Source organism: uncultured Acetatifactor sp., assembly GCF_948601915.1.
GTDB lineage: Bacteria > Bacillota > Clostridia > Lachnospirales > Lachnospiraceae > Acetatifactor.
In genome coordinates this window covers 22212-35916 of record NZ_CAPDXS010000020.1, presented here as the reverse complement: position 1 = coordinate 35916, position 13705 = coordinate 22212, and the positions used below count along the sequence as shown (strand labels likewise).

Annotated in this window: 17 protein-coding genes; 8 read left to right on the top strand and 9 right to left on the bottom strand. The window is 41.5% G+C overall.

What is annotated here, in order from left to right:
- Window positions 1-95: 95 nt before the first annotated feature.
- The 7 genes from Q2B33_RS05240 to Q2B33_RS05210 all read right to left on the bottom strand — a co-directional run bounded on the left by Q2B33_RS05240 (window position 96) and on the right by Q2B33_RS05210 (window position 4857).
- Window positions 96-290 (bottom strand): hypothetical protein, encoded by a 195-nt coding sequence (locus Q2B33_RS05240; protein ID WP_300569504.1) that lies wholly within the window; start codon window positions 288-290, stop codon window positions 96-98.
- Between the two features lie 3 nt (window positions 291-293).
- Window positions 294-1025 (bottom strand): MT-A70 family methyltransferase, encoded by a 732-nt coding sequence (locus tag Q2B33_RS05235; RefSeq protein ID WP_300569507.1) that lies wholly within the window; start codon window positions 1023-1025, stop codon window positions 294-296.
- A 36-nt stretch (window positions 1026-1061) separates the two neighbouring features.
- On the bottom strand, window positions 1062-1295 hold the full coding sequence (locus tag Q2B33_RS05230; protein WP_300569510.1) for a hypothetical protein: 234 nt from the start codon (window positions 1293-1295) through the stop codon (window positions 1062-1064).
- 4 nt (window positions 1296-1299) lie between these two features.
- Window positions 1300-1617, bottom strand: a complete 318-nt coding sequence (locus tag Q2B33_RS05225; RefSeq protein WP_300569513.1) for a hypothetical protein — start codon at window positions 1615-1617, stop codon at window positions 1300-1302.
- A 197-nt stretch (window positions 1618-1814) separates the two neighbouring features.
- Window positions 1815-3098 carry a hypothetical protein gene (locus Q2B33_RS05220; RefSeq protein ID WP_300569516.1) on the bottom strand — a complete coding sequence of 428 codons (1284 nt, stop codon included), beginning with the start codon at window positions 3096-3098 and terminating at the stop codon, window positions 1815-1817.
- Between the two features lie 80 nt (window positions 3099-3178).
- Window positions 3179-4174: a hypothetical protein gene (locus Q2B33_RS05215; protein WP_300569519.1), complete on the bottom strand. Its 996-nt coding sequence runs from the start codon at window positions 4172-4174 to the stop codon at window positions 3179-3181.
- Between the two features lie 80 nt (window positions 4175-4254).
- Window positions 4255-4857 carry a hypothetical protein gene (locus Q2B33_RS05210; RefSeq protein WP_300791878.1) on the bottom strand — a complete coding sequence of 201 codons (603 nt, stop codon included), beginning with the start codon at window positions 4855-4857 and terminating at the stop codon, window positions 4255-4257.
- A 384-nt stretch (window positions 4858-5241) separates the two neighbouring features.
- Between Q2B33_RS05210 and Q2B33_RS05205 the strand changes: the two genes are divergently transcribed.
- The 4 genes from Q2B33_RS05205 to Q2B33_RS05190 all read left to right on the top strand — a co-directional run bounded on the left by Q2B33_RS05205 (window position 5242) and on the right by Q2B33_RS05190 (window position 7422).
- On the top strand, window positions 5242-5403 hold the full coding sequence (locus Q2B33_RS05205; protein ID WP_300569525.1) for a hypothetical protein: 162 nt from the start codon (window positions 5242-5244) through the stop codon (window positions 5401-5403).
- Window positions 5404-5555: 152 nt separating this feature from the next.
- A complete protein-coding gene (locus Q2B33_RS05200; RefSeq protein WP_300569528.1) occupies window positions 5556-6059 on the top strand; it encodes a hypothetical protein in 504 nt (167 codons plus the stop codon).
- Between the two features lie 96 nt (window positions 6060-6155).
- Window positions 6156-6728 (top strand): hypothetical protein, encoded by a 573-nt coding sequence (locus tag Q2B33_RS05195; protein WP_300569531.1) that lies wholly within the window; start codon window positions 6156-6158, stop codon window positions 6726-6728.
- 484 nt (window positions 6729-7212) lie between these two features.
- The gene (locus Q2B33_RS05190) at window positions 7213-7422 is read left to right on the top strand and encodes a helix-turn-helix transcriptional regulator (protein WP_300569534.1); all 210 of its coding nucleotides are present in this window, start codon (window positions 7213-7215) and stop codon (window positions 7420-7422) included.
- A gap of 388 nt (window positions 7423-7810) precedes the next feature.
- Here the strand turns inward: Q2B33_RS05190 and Q2B33_RS05185 are convergent, their stop codons facing one another.
- Both Q2B33_RS05185 and Q2B33_RS05180 read right to left on the bottom strand, forming a co-directional pair.
- Window positions 7811-8011 carry a helix-turn-helix transcriptional regulator gene (locus Q2B33_RS05185; protein WP_300569537.1) on the bottom strand — a complete coding sequence of 67 codons (201 nt, stop codon included), beginning with the start codon at window positions 8009-8011 and terminating at the stop codon, window positions 7811-7813.
- Between the two features lie 365 nt (window positions 8012-8376).
- Window positions 8377-8949 carry a tyrosine-type recombinase/integrase gene (locus tag Q2B33_RS05180; protein ID WP_300569540.1) on the bottom strand — a complete coding sequence of 191 codons (573 nt, stop codon included), beginning with the start codon at window positions 8947-8949 and terminating at the stop codon, window positions 8377-8379.
- 370 nt (window positions 8950-9319) lie between these two features.
- Between Q2B33_RS05180 and Q2B33_RS05175 the strand changes: the two genes are divergently transcribed.
- The 4 genes from Q2B33_RS05175 (at window position 9320) to Q2B33_RS05160 (ending at window position 13675) form a co-directional block, all read left to right on the top strand.
- The gene (locus Q2B33_RS05175; RefSeq protein WP_300898380.1) at window positions 9320-10228 is read left to right on the top strand and encodes a hypothetical protein; all 909 of its coding nucleotides are present in this window, start codon (window positions 9320-9322) and stop codon (window positions 10226-10228) included.
- Between the two features lie 65 nt (window positions 10229-10293).
- Complete coding sequence (locus Q2B33_RS05170; protein WP_300569546.1) at window positions 10294-10788, top strand: CFI-box-CTERM domain-containing protein; 495 nt, start codon at window positions 10294-10296, stop codon at window positions 10786-10788.
- A gap of 58 nt (window positions 10789-10846) precedes the next feature.
- Window positions 10847-11950, top strand: a complete 1104-nt coding sequence (locus Q2B33_RS05165) for a hypothetical protein (protein ID WP_300569549.1) — start codon at window positions 10847-10849, stop codon at window positions 11948-11950.
- 603 nt (window positions 11951-12553) lie between these two features.
- Window positions 12554-13675, top strand: a complete 1122-nt coding sequence (locus Q2B33_RS05160; protein WP_300797220.1) for a hypothetical protein — start codon at window positions 12554-12556, stop codon at window positions 13673-13675.
- The last annotated feature ends 30 nt before the right edge of the window (window positions 13676-13705 follow it).

Below are 13705 nucleotides of genomic sequence, written 5' to 3'. Positions count from 1 at the left end.
CTACACGACGCTCTTCCGATCTTCTCTGCCAGGCCACCTCGCGCCAGACTAAATTTTCTATTCTGTGCCTTCTCATAGCCCACTCCTTTTCTTTCTTACCATTGTCCCGTATCCCGCCAGTGCCTGTATACACGCCAGGCAATGATAAGTCCAAAGACGATGGCTGCGATGATAGCTAGTGCTGGCCAGATTTCTGTCAGGATGTCTATTCCCATCTGGAACAGTATGGCGCTGAGCAGGAAGAGAAAGGCGCACTCCAGCAGTCGCGAAATAAAACTTTTTGGTTCCAACCATCACACCTCCTCTCCCAGGGCTTTGGCACTGTAGTGCGGTACAGGATAATCGGGGATTATAATGTCTGAATCAATCTCGTTGCCCCATACATCCCAACCGGGCGATCTACGCCTGGCAAACAATTCTAAATAAGGCCCAGGAGACACGCGTTCGACAATCTTGTGAAACTCTTCTGGTTTGTGACTGTGGTTTTGCACCGGAAACACACCAAAATTTATCTGATTTTTGCATAGAACCGGAGAACGACCACGGGTCCCTAGCAAGACGTGTTCAGTGCAGTTCCTTAGGTATACGCCTAAGCCCATACGGAGTTTAATCCAGGTAAAAACAGAGCGCGGCGTAAATCCCCAAGCCTCTAAAACATCAAAGCCGATGCGCATAGTGTCATTAGTTACCCAGAGCCAGCAATGTGCGTTGTCTTCTGCTAAGTCCTGTACAGGCATTGCTTTGATACGGTCTATAGACATCAGCGGATAATGACTTTCTGCGCTCCTTATACTATTTTTTCCTCTCTGTGATGGGATTCCCCAGGGCGGATCGGCAAGAATGGTGCGGTATTTCTTGGTTGCGGCTGCTCTTTCCATAAAATCTCCTTTCTTTTGTCTGGTGCGGCTTTTGTCGGTATTGTAGGCAAAAACCGCACCAGAAGAAAACTTAACCGTAAACAGTTTACACAGCGATAAGACATGGTTTAACAGATGTAAAAGTGCCGATAAATTGTAATAAATCACGCTGTTGTAATTCTGTCGTTTTAGGTTGACAACGGACTACACTTCGCTGTTTCCACTCTCCCAGAAGCCCGGCTCACGGCAGGCAGCATCGAGCAGTTCACGGTAGGCCTCTAAGCTGTCCTCCTGCAGCAGGAACTGTTTCTCTAATAGCTGGCTAAGTTCGCGGTTCTCTGCTTCGGCATGCTGATGGAGGCTCAGCCGGTCCAGAAGGAACATCACTAAAAGCAGCAGGCAAATGATAGCAATCAACAGAAAGATTATACTCAGCATATGATCACCACCTTTCTATCTGTACGGCAGCATTCCGGGCATAAGCATCAACAATGGCCTGATAATGCTCACTGCCCATAGGGGCGATGCTACTGAGCCGGGTAGCCATGGCGGCTATGGAGCCAGTGTTCTGGAGGGCAGACTGGGCCAAGAGCGCGCGGCAGCGGTCGTGACCTGCCTCCAGCATGGCATCCTGCAGCATGAGGCTCCCGGCACGGGAGGCGAACAGGGCGCTGAGACTGCGCCTAGTTGGGGCGGAGGGCACGACCTCGCTGACAAGTGTGGTCTCGAAACCACGGGAATTGTTAGTGTTCTGGAACATAACGTGATTCTCCTTTCTGTTTTGGAATTAGGAGGCACTAGATTCAGGGGCAGGAGTGGGAGCCTGACTGTGCATCTTCGTGTTCCTCTAGAGGCTAGTCAGTGGGAGATGGGAAAATTTAACCTTAAAAAGAAAATATTTTCGCACACAAAAAGAGACGCCGATTAAAGCGCCTCTACAGGCTCAATATTTATGTATCATTTTTTAAGACTTTTTACTTTAAGAAGTAATTTAATGATAAGTAGCAAAAGCAAAAGCATTAGTACTATAAGAAATATTATTTCTGCCAACCTGTTCTTCGGCGCTATATGAACACTTACCGTAGCATAGTCTTGTAAAATAATTTGTTTTTCTGCCCCCGCTTGCCCCTGTGCCCAGTTCACGAGTGTGTTCGGGCCACAGGCTAAGCCATTGTCTATAACCTCGGCAGTAAAACGAATGTAGGCGTTTGCGCCAGCGGCGTAGTGACCAATGTTAAGGCCATTGGTCGCAATAGTATTCTCAACAACTTGTGCGCCATCAGGATATTTGGTATTAAAAATCTTCGTTGTATCATCGACATATTTTAAACTTTTGGGAAGAACATCGCGAATCATAACATTACGATGAGATTCGTTGCTCTTGTTCTCATATTGAATTTGGAATTCAACTTTGTCGCCAACCTTAGCATTAATGGTGTTGTACCAGGTTTTATCTTCGCTGTCAGCCAGACGTGCTTTAACTTCTGTGTAGAATTCATTATCATAGACAACTTTGACTTGAATCGTGACAAAGTTGTCATATTCATAACCACCCGGAACGCGACCATCAAGAGCATCGTATCCAATTAGAACGCCACCGGTTTTGGCGTTAACAATAGCGTCATCCAGCTTGATACCGCCGAGACCGACTTTGTTATTTTCTAGCAAGGCGGAACCATAGATATATTCAAAATGGAAAGCTTGGTCGCTAATAAATATAACATCATCCACATATTCAGATGGCGAAGCGTTTGAAGAGTTGATATAACCGTTAATCTTGATTTCACGGGAAGACACTGTCGGAATATTGAAACTAACCTTAGTATCCTCTGCCACTGCATCCCGACCATTTGGGTTATTGTTATGAACATACATTCGAATTATATAGGTTTTACCATCTTCAACCTCGATTTCGTTAGCATTCCAGATAGTATCTTTAGTGGCACCTCCGCCACCTGAAACTGTGCACTCCCGAGCACTGACATAGTTTTTCTCATTACCAATTACACTGTCAGAAATCGTATTAAAGATAATCTGGCCAGGGTAATTCTCGCTATTTTTATAATCTTCTCCATCAGATTCAAAGGTAGCCCCAATAGCTCCTTTATTAATCTCGTCAATTGTATAGCTCGGGCGACCACCCTCAATATTGTCTCCCCAAGCAAAGACAGTCGCATAGTCTAGTATTGTGACTACAAATAATATAATGCAAGGTAGCAATATATAAGTTCTCCTTTTCATAATTTCCTTTCCTTGGAATTATCACCAAAAAATTTAATTAATGCACTCCCTATATTGTAGATATATAGCAGTGATTACTTTCACTCCGTAGTTAAATCTAACCCATCAATAGGAAAAACAGGAACTTCTGATGATTCTGCAGATTCTATGTATTTGTAAGTTTTATCCTTTGGGTTATTTATATCTTCAAAAAAATCACCTACACGCCAAATACATCGGATTGTTACTATTAAAAAGATAATAATTAAAACCCCTATGATACCTTTAAATAAAATCACTATATATTTTTGGATACAGTCCATTATTCTCATTATAATTTTCGTTAGTCGCTTACACCATGTAGCAACATCAGACGGATCATCAGGTAGAGAATCGAGCGGACTATCAGCCGGAGCCCCCATACTTTCTTCATCTGAACCGCCATCCTGTGTTGTGGTCGAAAGTATATTTGCAGCAGTACGGCGTTCCTTTTCCGTTAATGGGATATAAAAGACTTTTCCATCAACTTCGCATTTACGATAACCATATCCCTCTCCTCTTAGGTAATTAGGGGTAGGATATGACTCCTTAATTAGCTCATTTGCCTTATCAATATAATTAATGTTGCTAGTTCTTTTATTTATTTTGTCAACAAGACGTTCAATCGCCCCATTTTCCCTGTTAATCATATTACTTCTAATGCTGCCCCAATATTCAGCAAGTATTTGTTCTTTTTTCGTTTTTTCATTGTATATACCTACATTTGCACAGTACTTCGTGCGTCGATTAGTAATATTTATTTCCTCATATCCCTCTAAATAACCACACATTTCTAGCAATACATCAGCATCCTTGTAATCCGCATAATCCATTACAAGCGCAATGATATAGCGACTAATAAAAATGTCTTTTTTATTAGGCCTATCTGATATATCCTCTGATATATCAGAATCTTCCAATTCTCTATTTTGGATTTTGCTGAAAACCCATTGCGCCTCTGCTTTTCCGTTACGAATGTCTGCAAAATACGACTCCAGTGTGCCGGATTTGAATCTTTTCAAACAAATATCCCCCATTTCACCCCAAACATATACCATAATTCTGCTTCTTTTAGCAGTAGAATGTATTCATGAAAGGAAAAACAGCCGCAAATAGTCATACGGCTGTTTTGCAATACTTACATACCCGCATATTCCGTAATCTCGATATACTGGTTTCCTTCGTGACATATATTGTCTTTACGATTTGGATCTTTGAGTTTGAAATCAATTCTTCGATAGATATAACCCAAGTCCTCCTCAACCCGCGTTATCGGCTCTCTTTCCAGAAAATGCTCAATATAGATATCATATTTAGGGTCAAAACCAAGCCGAGTGCGCGAACACTCAAAGGCTAGCTGGAGATGCCGTGCGCCAGTGATGTACACCCATCCGACATCGCCGTTTACATGGTTGCCAAAGAATAATGTAATGCCGTCCACGAAAACTTCAAATCCACCAAGATGCCAGTCTGGGCGATTGCCGCGCATGATTTCAGCATAGTTCTCCTCAAAATCTTCACTGTCGTCTCCATGATTAGTTTCTGCAAACTCTATCAAGGCTCCGAAGTTGTTGCAAACGGATTCATCTTGAGATATTGAGCAGTCAAAATCCACTCGACATGATGTCATTTTAATTGAATCATATGAAGCAAAATCATATGGCTCAATATCATATGTACTACTGCCAACTACCCTGTAACCATCCTCAATAAGTTCCCTCGTGTACATTTCATATCTCATACGAATACCTCCTCTTATTATTGCGTCATCGCTCATCTCTTCGTAAAAATAAGCGAATTCCGCAATAATCAGGGGGAAAGTATGCAGATTGTGCTTTAAAGTGCTAATCGAGCAAGTAAACTCGGACTCACATCTTAATTGTAGCACACATGACAAAAAATGTCAATCACAATAATCGTTATTTCGTTAATTATGCAATGGGCATAGAAACATTGGATGTTTTTGCAAAACGTGACTTTTACCATACTTTACCTACATTTACTTCACTTTTACCTCGTTTTACCTGTACTCTGAGCATCTAAAACAATCGATATTTCGTTCGAAATACTAAACAAGCCCAGGCAATTCCGCTTGGCTCAAAAAACAGAAAGCGAGGTAAACAGAATGAAAACACCAGCAAAGGATCACAAAGGCAAACTGTACTTCATGTACACCCGCCTCAGGAACGCGGTGGAGATTGAAATCGGTCGCGGAAAACTGCTTGCCGTATTCCGGATTTATGATGACGGCACATTGGACGTAGTGTCCGTAAAAACCAGAGCCTAAATTCCAGCCCTAAACGCACAACTGAATATTGATTTAGCCAGAGCGCTAGACGCCAGTGCAAGGGAAGTCAGATTTTTTCTGACCGCATTCCTTCCTGGCGTCTTTTTTGTTTCTCAAAAACGGTCTTAAGGCCATTTAGAAAGGAGTACAAGATGGGATATAACTATGGTTATGGAAGAAAAAAGATGGAAAGGGCATTCGAGGCAACCGCAAAAGAATACAGAGATGCGGGTGTGCCAGAGGAGTTGATTGAATACATACACGAACTTGACCTAGAGAGCCTGAATAATGAACGTAAATTCTACAGACGTACTGTATTTATTGAGGGTGTAAAGTTTTCTGATAATAAATACGCTGACAAAAGCAATTCTCCACTCTATAAGAAACACCAAGAGCAGTTCCAAGCTCCAGAAGTTAGAATTTATGATTTAGAACGCGGCAGCTGGCCGGAGCATGTGGATACACCTGAACTTGTGGAATGGCTTAAGACCTTAAAACCTAAGGACATCGATTTGCTGACATACCAGATTCAGGACGGCTTGCTCCAGACTGACATCGCTCATCTCCTAGAGGTATCAGATGCCGCTATTTCTAAAAGAATGAAGCGCCTTAGAAAAGATTTGGAAAAATTTCTTCAAAAAAGGTTAAAAAATTAGCATTCTCATTGACTAGTCATTAGAAGTGATTGCTACCGGGCAATCCATTCCAGCCTGGTAGCACACTCAAAAAACATTTTAAGGAGGAATATATATATGAGAGATTTTACTAAAAGTACTAATCAGAATGCTCAGACACCCTATAGCGAACTGGCGGATAAGGTAGCCCTGATAGAAGCGCTATTATCCGAGGCTGAGAACGGCCCTATTGCTCCAGAGGAGCGGTACGGCAAAATACATATCGTTGAGGATGGACGGTTCTATACGGCTTATCTGAGAATAGGCCCCGATTCACCCATAATCGAGATTACTGACGATAGCTTTGCGGCATTGCGCATTTCCAGAACCTCTGCTAGCGTACAGAAGATAAGTGTGTATTTCCTAATACCGGAACTTCACTCTATCAGATGTACGGACTGTTTTTATCTGGAATCAGCCTCGCTCACGCCGATAAGGGCGGAATATTTACCCGGAACCATGAGGCTAGAATGTAAGGGTACTCCGATAAAGCTAAGAATTCCGGATGGCGCGATAGAGATGATAGGAGATAAAATCATCCTGCCATTTACAGTTGTCAACGCCAGTGACCCGGATTCCCCTGGGCTTGAGTTTAACTATCTGAGTTTCCAGGTAAAAGTGGTTTTTGATAGCACACCTGCCTCGGAGTAAAATACCTAAGCGCGCCCTGAACTAAGGGTGAATAACCAGAATAGAGCAGAATGGCTGGTTGAACCATTCTGCTCTATTCTTCCATTTCTCTCTCAACATATCTTATCCTTGTGTTTTAGGCAATCTAGAATTCCATCAGGAGTTCTCTCATACACCGCCCATTCCTCTTCGGTCGGCGGACATTTTGTGCAGCCACAGCTGAACGTATTCATGAATGACGTGTTCGTGTAATCTTTTCTGAACAGACAGCCACTAAACCTACAGGCCCCTCTCTTTCTGAATAAGCATGTTATACGCCATATCAATAAAACTGTTATCCATACCTCCATTAAGCCACATAATTCATCCAACATAAGCTACTCCCCTTTCTGAACTTGTCCTACTGATGCATATTTGACAGGTTCACTATCGTGAACCTTTGTGTGAAACAAGTATAGCATTAAAATGGTTTTAAGACAAGCACAAAATACAAGGGCACAGGATAATGGTAAGATACGATAAGCTCTGGATGACCATGAGGGAAAAAGGGATAACTAAATATCGGCTGACACAGGAATACCACTTCTCCAAGGCCCTGATTCACAAGCTGATGCATAACCAGATTGTGAGCCTTTATACTATTGATAGACTGTGCAATATTTTGGATTGTAATGTCGAAGATGTCGTGACTCATTATAAAGATGATAATATATGAAAAACACCCGGTTCTATTGGGTGTTTTTCATTCCCAGGACTATATGTATTCAAATCGTCATAATTAGAGTTGCCAGATGGAAATTGTTTCGGGAACCGAATAAAATGTAGTAGCTGGTAGCGGAGGGGTCGGCCAACCCAGCGATTACCTGGGCCATCTGATGGATTGACGCCACCAGTATCAAAAGTCAGAAAATAAACACTAGGAGTTATCTCTCCAGAAAAACGTTTAGAAGCTGACGAACGTGACAGCATGTAGCCAACGTCACCCGTATCCCATAAGCGACCGCCTTGAATGAGCATATACCTGCTGCGCACGAAGTGTAGAGGTTTAGTATTAAAGTCCACAGTATAAGGAAAGCCCACCTACATAATTTTGTAAGTGGGCTTTAGTCTCTGTATTGCGTAACAATATCTTCGATATCGCAGTCCAGGATATTACAGAGCCTATCGATGGTATACAAACTCACAATCTGGTTATGCATCAGCTTGTGAATCAGGGCCTTGGAGAAATTGTATTCATGTGTGAGCTTGTATTTGGTAACACCCTTTTGCTTCATGGTGTCCCATAATCTGTCATATTTTATCATTTTGATACCCTTTTCTCTGGTCTTGACAATATTTTACTGCTATACTGTGGTTAGCAGTAGGTTCATGATAGTGAGACCCAAGAGAAAGGGGCAGCATGAAAACAACTATTATTGCCCTAATCTTCGCCAGTCTGGCAGTGGATGGTACACATTTAATCTATGAGATGGAAATGGTCAACGTCACAATACTGGTACACATGGCATTCAAGTGGATTCCAGAACCGGATCGCTATCGTCGATCTGCTGAACGATAAAAGCTATCTGGAATCCACTTTTTAAGGTACCGAAAACCATAACTCTTAAGCCCTAAGAAACAGACGGCTTTGTCTTTTCCAGGGCTTATTTATCGTATTATAGGGGTTTCGTTATAAAAGCCTCATATTGAGATAAGCCTTATCTAAATCATCCTGGGCCACTCCTAAATACCGCTTAGTTACAGCATAACTACTATGGTTATATATCTCCATAATCACAACCGGAGAGACATCGCCACTGCTCCAGGCATGGTAACCCCAGGTTTTACGCAGTGAATGGCAGGAAACTTTGCCATTCAATCCGACTGCTATTACCGCCTCATGAATAATCCTCCAGGCCTGTACCCGACTAATGGCCCGGCCGTCCTTGCGGTTGCTGGCAAAAATGAACTCACTACGGCGATGCGGATAGCACTGGCGCAGAGCACCCAGAGCCTGTTTGTTTATCGCGATGGTTTTATTTTTACCAGTCTTCTTTTCTGTAATTGTAATGTGCGTGCGGAATAGCTGTCGTTCTTCATCGTATACATCCGACCATTTTAGGCCAAGCAAATCGCTGACCCTTAAGGCTGTATATACCCCCATAATAATCAGGGCATAATTGCGAATCTGCCCTTTCTTCAGATAATAGTCCGACAATGCTTTCAGCTGCTTTTTGTCTCTAATCGGTTCTGTGGCTGCCATGTCTATAAATAAACCCCCTTATCCATGTGATATATCCAAGTATAGCGTCATGGTAAGGGGGCATGTTACATTTTTGTGATAGTGATACTTATTCTAACATTTTTAGCAGATATATTCAAGGTTTTTTAAGCCATGAATCGATAAAAATTATTCGTCTTCTCTACGGATTAAGATAATGTCAATGGTTACAGGGCTGGAAAAGGTAACGTTCTCACAATTATGTTACCTTTTCCGTAAAATATACGGTTTTGGACGTAATTAAGACGAAAATTCTTTATGAGGGGGGATCAATCTTGAACAAACTATTTTTGTGATGCTTATCCTAGCAGTTGCAAACATCTATCCATATTATAGGTTTTTGAAATATTAATTGGAAAAGGAGAGAAAAAAATTGGAAAGGCAGTATGACTACGGAACAATTATATTAAAAGCTGAAAATGACATATCAAAGGAGAATATTCTAAATTCTTCGCAAGTTCATAGTCTTAATACTTGGGATGGAATGATAGAAGACCAAAATGCATTCTGGAGTATACAAACAAAAGATGCCCTACAAGAACTAATCCCTTATGGACGGATGAGGTTTTGGGAATTAGCAGAAAGACCAGACCATGATAATCATAACATAAAGACGTGTTATGATAATATCTATAAATTAGCCAAGGAGAAAGCAGCGACTATAACTCAAGATTTTGATATGGCTGCTATTTATCAGGAGCAAGTGAAAAAAGAAACCTACATCGAGATTCCTAGAGAGGTAAAAAGAGGATTATTCCGGAAAGAAACGATTTACGAAAAACAAAAGGAAGTCAAAACTTCCTATAAAACAATCAGGGAAAAGTTTAATGGTTGGAATCTTGCTCATTTCGAAAAACAATACATATGGAATGCAGGAACCTATGGCTATATCACTTATACTAATTGGGATTATTGCCTAGGAGATGATGGTGAACTATATCACATAACAACTTCATATACTAAGTATAATGAAACATCTTCCGGTCCAACTGACTATACCTGTTCAGTAAGAAAAGTAATACCATATGATAATAAATTACTAAAGAATCAAAATCACCATTTATTTATTGCTGTCTCGCATGGGCTGATATGTGCCATGGATGAAATGCCGCTTAATTTTAGCAATGAATACCGTCTCAATAACGGGCAAGCGCAATATAAATTTAATTTTCCGATTCTTCCAGTAGGATCCAATGCCCAAAATACCTCTTTCGTTCTTGGAGATGAGGGAATTATTGCAAGATTAAATAACCTTAAATAATTAGCATAAGCAAAAACCAGACTATGATTATGACCGGCCATGTATAACTAAGGAAGGGGATACATATGGGATTCTTTGGATGTGATTATTTAGAAACTATTGGAACATTTTTGCCTGAATATCGCTGTAAGTATTCAAGACAGACGCTTGATTCCCGTACGGCAACCGATATCTGCATGAGCAGTCGCTATGCAGATTGCGCCGACTATAAAAATGCATCGCGCTGCTTTATTACAACTGCGGTGTGTTTGACGCTGGGAAAACCGGACAACTGTGAAGAATTGACTCTAATGCGTTCATTCCGGGATGAATGGCTACGAGAACAGCCAGATGGCGCTAAACGTATTGAAGAATACTACAGCATCGCGCCAACTATCGTTGCCAGGATAGACGGGCTGCCCGAGCGACAATCCATTTATGCTGATATTTATAAACAGTATATTAAACCTTGCGTAGAAAATGCTGAGAGAAAAAGCTACGATAACTGTAACCAGATTTATACAAAAATGCTTGATATTTTAAAGCAACTGTATTATCTAGAACCAGAACCACTTCAATAACTTCATAAGGACTATAAAAAGCCAAGGTCTGGGAAATGAGACTCTTTGGGAGGGATACATGAAGAAATCTTTGGCAACACTGATGGCAGTGTGTATGGTAATCGGAATCACAGCGTGTGGGCAGGAGCCTGCAAGCAGTAGCAGTAGTATTGGAACTCAGGAATCAACAACCGTAGATGTAAGTGAGTCTTATGTGGAATCGGTAGTGGAAAGTAAGGAGAGTGAGAGTAGTCAGGAAGAGAGTGAAGGGGGATCTAATTATACGGTAGCAGCAGAGGAAACCACAAAAGATTCTGAGGAAATCTCCGAATTAATAATTCTTTTTATGAAAAGAGATACATTTCATATTATTGCAGCTAATACTGATACCGGTGCATGTTCAGAAATTTCTTCTTTTACCAAGAGTAGGCATGACGGTTTTGAACTATCTACGCCAGCACTTATGTATTTTTTGAACCTGAGCCACTTTTTCTCTGGAGATTATCAAAAAATGGCTTTCACGAAAGTCGAAAATAATACCCACAAGACGCATGCTGGCTGGATTGATAGCGCTGGGAATTTCTTCGATGTTACAGAGGCGGTTGGTATGACTTCGAACGATGAATTCACCATCGAGAATTATTTTTATAGTTTAGGTTTTTCTAAAACAGGCTATTTCGTCTTTCTCGAAATGCCAGAAGATGTTTATCTAAGTCCTGAACTCGAAAAAAAGGTTTCAAAGTACGGAAAATTCTACTATGTGGACCCTAACACTTTGGACGTAGTGTACGAAGGAAACCCAATTACGGAGGAGGATTTGCATGGCAAGGAAATGGAGTACGGGTATGGCGGTGTCACTGATTGGATAGATGGCGAATATTATTTATCTGATTTCTACGATACTATTATTCGCAACGTTAGCGACACTGAATATAAGGAAGAGTTTGTCTCAAATGAAGTTCGCTCAAACTGGAGTGGTGTATGTGGTCCAAATAATCAGATTGCGTTCGTCTCTGCAGAAGGAAGTATGAGTGACGCTATCGACTTGGCTATATATATCACTGAACGATATGAGAATACGCCTCGACGAATTATTGGCTACGAAGATTTAATTGAATATGGAGCAGAAAAAGTCATGAAGTACGATTTCAAAGTTACTATATTAGACTGGATATATGAATAAACGTATTGAAACCTAAGAGAGGGGGTGTGAAAATGGGAACTACTAGCCTATTCCGAGGCTACTCTTTTGCTCCGCATCGTAATATTGATTTTGCTATTCACTTATGTGAAGGGCTAGGCTATTGTACACTTTGTAAATTTTTAGGAAGACCGCGATCGAATTATGACTACATCCATTGCCCAGTTTGCGCTAAGGAGCGCGAAGAATATGCGCATAATCAATGCCTACAGGACTTCTTGTTCGAATTAAAGTGCCAGAAAAACGGTGAACACGCCCTATCGAAAATCACGCTAAAGTTGGGATATTTAATACAACGTTTAGCGCAAGCACAATCGCCGAAAATGAGGAACTAGTCAATCCGATAGATCTATGATTAATTCTTTGAAAGAGTTGTATTCTTAGAATTCAGAAAATACTTTAATCACAAAGAGGGTTTAATTCCTCGCTGCTTGCAGCGCAACAAACTAATGACGAACGAAGTGAGTCTCGGACTGATACCCCGCAGCTTGCTGCGGGGAGTTTCATTAATGAACTGCGTTGCTCAAACATCGTTTTGGGGGATAACATATGCGAAAGTTCTTGGCAACACTGATGGCAGTGTGTATGGTAATCGGAATCACAGCGTGTGGGCAGGAGCCTGCAAGCAGTAGCAGTAGTATTGGAACTCAGGAATCAGAAGAGACTGAGTCCTATGTGGAAAGTAGCGTAGAGGAAAGTAGTAGTGAGGAAAGTATTGTAGAAAGCGAAAGTAGACACACAGAGAGTGAAGAGAATGCTGAGTCGGCGGAAGAAAGTAGTGAAGGGGAAAACGAATACGGGGGAATATCTGGACTAATTATTATGACAGCATCTAATCAGCCTCTGTCAAATGGTAGTTTATCGGGAGTCTGTAATCTTAGCAGCTTCGATCCTGAGAGCGGCGAGACAAAACTCATTAGTCAATTCCAGTTCAAGAGTAGTTCTGATATTACCTATTTTTGGATGGACACTATGAGCAGCGGATATTATCAATTTGACAGCACCTACTCCAGAATGGCTACAAAGAAGTATCTTACCGCTACGGGTGAGGAACATGCCGGATGGCTTACTGCAGACGGAGAATTCTTCGATGTTACGGAGGCTATTGGTTGGGATAGACAAAGCGACTTTGATGATCCAGTACGTTCCATTTCAATGGGTTTTACCGACAGCGATTTGTTTATTTTTTCTATGGAGGACCCTGATGACTATACAAAAACCGCTTATTACAGTGTTCCCATATCGGATGTCACGGTTGACAGTGTACAGGAATGCCGCGTGAGCGCATGTAGCGAATATATTGTTGAGAATTATAGTGAATATTATACTAAGTTACTTTGGGAGTATGGAAAACCTACAAGCTGGGTTGATGGCACACACTGCATACTCACACCAAAACGCGGACTTCCAGGCAATCCGATAGCAAGCGTCATACTCGACACTGAAAGCGGAGCTTTTACGGAGTACATCCCCGGTGACTCGCGTAATAATTGGAATGGTCATATCAGCCCCGATGGCACACGGATCGCTTTTACGTCAGTGCCTAAAAATGGAAGCGAGAAACCAGATATTTTCATAGTATCAATCGACGGAGGGAATCCTACGAGAGTAGCGGAGCATGATTTTATATTAGCTGGAGCGGATCCAGACTTTGGATCTGGAATAGCAACTTATGCTGACTGCACTATTCTGCTCGATTGGCGCTGATTTCGCGTAACTCCACAATAGCCTTTTGCT

Bases quoted from the DNA above. Each gene is read 5' to 3' on its own strand.
- Q2B33_RS05215 (WP_300569519.1), bottom strand. From the start codon at position 4,174: ATGGTATATGTTTGGGGTGAAATGGGGGATATTTGTTTGAAAAGATTC.
- Q2B33_RS05225 (WP_300569513.1), bottom strand. From the start codon at position 1,617: ATGTTCCAGAACACTAACAATTCCCGTGGTTTCGAGACCACACTTGTC.
- Q2B33_RS05195 (WP_300569531.1), top strand. From the start codon at position 6,156: ATGAGAGATTTTACTAAAAGTACTAATCAGAATGCTCAGACACCCTAT.
- Q2B33_RS05230 (WP_300569510.1), bottom strand. From the start codon at position 1,295: ATGCTGAGTATAATCTTTCTGTTGATTGCTATCATTTGCCTGCTGCTT.
- Q2B33_RS05205 (WP_300569525.1), top strand. From the start codon at position 5,242: ATGAAAACACCAGCAAAGGATCACAAAGGCAAACTGTACTTCATGTAC.
- Q2B33_RS05185 (WP_300569537.1), bottom strand. From the start codon at position 8,011: ATGATAAAATATGACAGATTATGGGACACCATGAAGCAAAAGGGTGTT.
- Q2B33_RS05170 (WP_300569546.1), top strand. From the start codon at position 10,294: ATGGGATTCTTTGGATGTGATTATTTAGAAACTATTGGAACATTTTTG.
- Q2B33_RS05180 (WP_300569540.1), bottom strand. From the start codon at position 8,949: ATGGCAGCCACAGAACCGATTAGAGACAAAAAGCAGCTGAAAGCATTG.
- Q2B33_RS05210 (WP_300791878.1), bottom strand. From the start codon at position 4,857: ATGAGATATGAAATGTACACGAGGGAACTTATTGAGGATGGTTACAGG.
- Q2B33_RS05160 (WP_300797220.1), top strand. From the start codon at position 12,554: ATGGTAATCGGAATCACAGCGTGTGGGCAGGAGCCTGCAAGCAGTAGC.
- Q2B33_RS05190 (WP_300569534.1), top strand. From the start codon at position 7,213: ATGGTAAGATACGATAAGCTCTGGATGACCATGAGGGAAAAAGGGATA.
- Q2B33_RS05165 (WP_300569549.1), top strand. From the start codon at position 10,847: ATGAAGAAATCTTTGGCAACACTGATGGCAGTGTGTATGGTAATCGGA.
- Q2B33_RS05220 (WP_300569516.1), bottom strand. From the start codon at position 3,098: ATGAAAAGGAGAACTTATATATTGCTACCTTGCATTATATTATTTGTA.
- Q2B33_RS05200 (WP_300569528.1), top strand. From the start codon at position 5,556: ATGGGATATAACTATGGTTATGGAAGAAAAAAGATGGAAAGGGCATTC.